General features: G+C 46.3%; 3 protein-coding genes and 1 pseudogene. 3 read left to right on the top strand and 1 reads right to left on the bottom strand.

What is annotated here, in order from left to right; genetic code table 11:
* Together LC073_RS21370 and LC073_RS21365 are read left to right on the top strand one after the other, a co-directional pair.
* A pseudogene (locus LC073_RS21370) lies at nucleotides 1–258 on the top strand (transposase); the annotation flags it as partial.
* Nucleotides 259–395: 137 nt separating this feature from the next.
* The gene (locus tag LC073_RS21365; protein ID WP_226649638.1) at nucleotides 396–860 is read left to right on the top strand and encodes a hypothetical protein; all 465 of its coding nucleotides are present in this window, start codon (nucleotides 396–398) and stop codon (nucleotides 858–860) included.
* 31 nt (nucleotides 861–891) lie between these two features.
* Here LC073_RS21365 and LC073_RS21360 read toward each other — a convergent pair whose 3' ends face one another.
* Entirely contained in the window at nucleotides 892–1,095 is a 204-nt protein-coding gene (locus LC073_RS21360) for a hypothetical protein (protein WP_226649636.1), read from the bottom strand.
* A gap of 158 nt (nucleotides 1,096–1,253) precedes the next feature.
* On the opposite strand from LC073_RS21360, the gene LC073_RS21355 reads away from it, so the two are divergent.
* Complete coding sequence (locus LC073_RS21355; protein ID WP_226649635.1) at nucleotides 1,254–1,919, top strand: hypothetical protein; 666 nt, start codon at nucleotides 1,254–1,256, stop codon at nucleotides 1,917–1,919.
* Nucleotides 1,920–2,613: the final 694 nt, after the last annotated feature.

Here is a 2,613-nt window from a genome sequence, read left to right as displayed (position 1 = left end):
AGCCAACCAGCCGAGAATTCATTTCCATTTCACGCCCACAGTGCATCCTGGTTGAACGCCGTAGAAGGATGGTTTGCACAGCTCGAACGGCGGGCTCTTTACCGAGGCATATTTACCGACGTGGCGGATTTGAAGGTCGAGCTGCAGCGATTTATTCGCGTTCATAACCGCGATCTTGCCAAACCATTTAAATGGACAAAGAGCGCCGACACAATACTGGCTTCAGTGCAGCGAGCCAAAAATGTATTACCTAATTAACCGCATGGTCCACTAGGCCAGCTAGGTATTTCTCATAGGCAACCCAGACTTCAGCCTGGGAGGCGTCGGGGCCGGTAATATGCCGGGTTAATAATACCCTTGATATGCTCGAAGTGTACTTATCACGGAGGATAAGAATGAAAAAACTAAGAGGTTTGGTGGTAGGAGTTCTACTGTTACCTGGCTTAGAGGGTTGTGCTGTAAAGAATGATACGCCAGTGATAATTAGCGAGTATTTCGCTATAGAGCACTTCTCTAATAAGCAGGAGGTCTTGAGTAAGGCGAGACAGGCCTTGTTGAGAGACGGATTTCAAATTTTATCTGCTGATTTAGAGGCGGGTTATATCTCTACTTCTCTGAAAAATTGGAAGCTTTCGCCTAATCAGGCCCATTGTGGTACGGCTAAAGGGGTGGATTATTTGGATGACAATCACACCAAGACAGAGGTGGCTTTTAATGTGGTAGTCGATGATAGAGCAGTGATTGTTTGCTCAAACATTCAGGGAGAGTATCTACCGGGAGAGTTGGCTAAAAATCTTACTTTAAATTGTGTTTCTCGCGGTGTTATAGAGGTTGAGATGGCAAAAAAAATACTGTTGTGATTTTTGGTGTTCAAAGCCCACATTAATGGACTCATTTCTTTGACTCAGGAGCGTAGAAGCCAATGATAACCTCGCAAAAATTTACTTCTTTGCCAGGAACCCGCCCCGTATCCAGGCGCGGAACTGGTCTCCCGAAGATTGGCAGCTGACCAGAGAATTTTACGATGAGATAATCAGGGTGCGCCCAGCTGGCTGTGTGGTGCAACTGGGTGAGGCGGGAAAGATCTACTTCCACAATGACCCTCCAGCGAGCAGGAGACCGTCCAATCGGTGAGATATTGTGAGGTACCAGCTGGTAAGCCCCGAGCACCAAGCCGGTAGATTTAGTTGGCTGTGTAATAGGGCCCTGCCGGGCCAGTTGGGGTTAGTGTTTACAGTCTTGGGGGAGGTGGCATGAGATTCGATTCAGCGAGACAGGCTTGGCATGATGCCTTTGATGGCTCTGCGGCGGCGTTTGATTATGAGGCTATGGGCAATAGGAGCACGGTCACCTCAAAGGCTCGGCGAGGGCGGAAATTAATTATTCGGGGTGAGGTGCAGGGAGAGGCTAATCAGGTGATTTGCCGCATTGATGTGCCTCGGGTGAGTGGTGTTGAAGCGATTGTGGGCAAGGGTAGCGGTAGCCGGGTTATGGATTCCTGTGAGAAGGGAATTATTCAAAGCGTGGTTGCCAAGCTGAGACAAAGTGATCCGTTGGCTTACTGCTGGGGCATGGCTGCCTATGCGCCACCGGCAAAAAGATTTAAAGAGCGGGCGGCGCTATTGCAGTACTTGATGTCTGAATTCGATAAGTGGGAGGAGCCGCACCCGAGGGATAAGGTTAGCCAGTTGGCGTTATTTTGTATTAGTGCGAGTGCGCTGCGGGATGTGAATGGGCGATCAATAGATCTAGGCCATGCACGTAAAATATTATGGTGTGACAAAAAGGGTTGGGATGGGACGTGGGTGAAAATTTGGAAGCGTTTACAGCGGCGTCTGGACCCTTTGCCTGGAAGAGCTTTGGGACCTGTGTCTGAGTTGGTGCAAGAGTACCGCATTAGATTTAAAAAGGCCTGTTGACAGCTTTGTCCTGAGAAGGTATAAATTCCCCAGCATGCGGTTTTTCCGCTTTGCAGAATAAAACCGGCCTCTGAGCCGGTTTTTTTGTGCCTATGAGTTAATTAGGATTATCTGTTGGGAGTTAATATCTGCGGACTTTAATCGTCATTCATTTCTTCGTGGAGTGGTCATTCCCTGGTCTGTTATCAAGTATCGGAGTTTGTATAATTTACTTGTATTGAACTCGGCTGGTAGATAATTCTATGTGCAAAGATTTCAGCTGGTTTATTTAGTGCTATCGTCCTAACAGTTGCTCGTCAGTTGGGTTTTTATCATTTACTGTGGCGCATGTGTGTTATAAAATTTCTCTCTGGATTTACCAGGTGTTTTTTGTCAGGGAGGGTAAGGGTGAGTTTTTCATACTGCTATTTTTAAGGTTTTCTTCTGTATCAATTCTATTTCTATAGAAGCTCTATTTTTCACTTCAATTTCTTGTCGTGGTTTTACCTTGTTGTGATTTTTTAGTTTGACAGATTGGAAAGAGTAACTCTGGTGCATTGAGGTTGCTTTCTATTTTGGTTCAATTTCTAAATATACTTGGTTTCAAGTAATAACTGCAATACTTTCATGCTGCAAGAAGATTGTCTTTCAGACCCAAAAATAGCTCATTCGGTGATCTCCCACCCCGACTCGCTCTTGGTCTGCTGTTTAAGCG

It is taken from the genome of Microbulbifer variabilis (assembly GCF_020524905.1).
GTDB lineage: Bacteria > Pseudomonadota > Gammaproteobacteria > Pseudomonadales > Cellvibrionaceae > Microbulbifer > Microbulbifer variabilis_A.
This window is presented reverse-complemented; position numbering and strand designations above follow the sequence as displayed.

What these genes read in the sequence shown, in the direction of transcription:
- LC073_RS21355 (WP_226649635.1), top strand. Translation starts at nt 1,254, where the DNA reads ATGAGATTCGATTCAGCGAGACAGGCTTGGCATGATGCCTTTGATGGC.
- LC073_RS21365 (WP_226649638.1), top strand. Translation starts at nt 396, where the DNA reads ATGAAAAAACTAAGAGGTTTGGTGGTAGGAGTTCTACTGTTACCTGGC.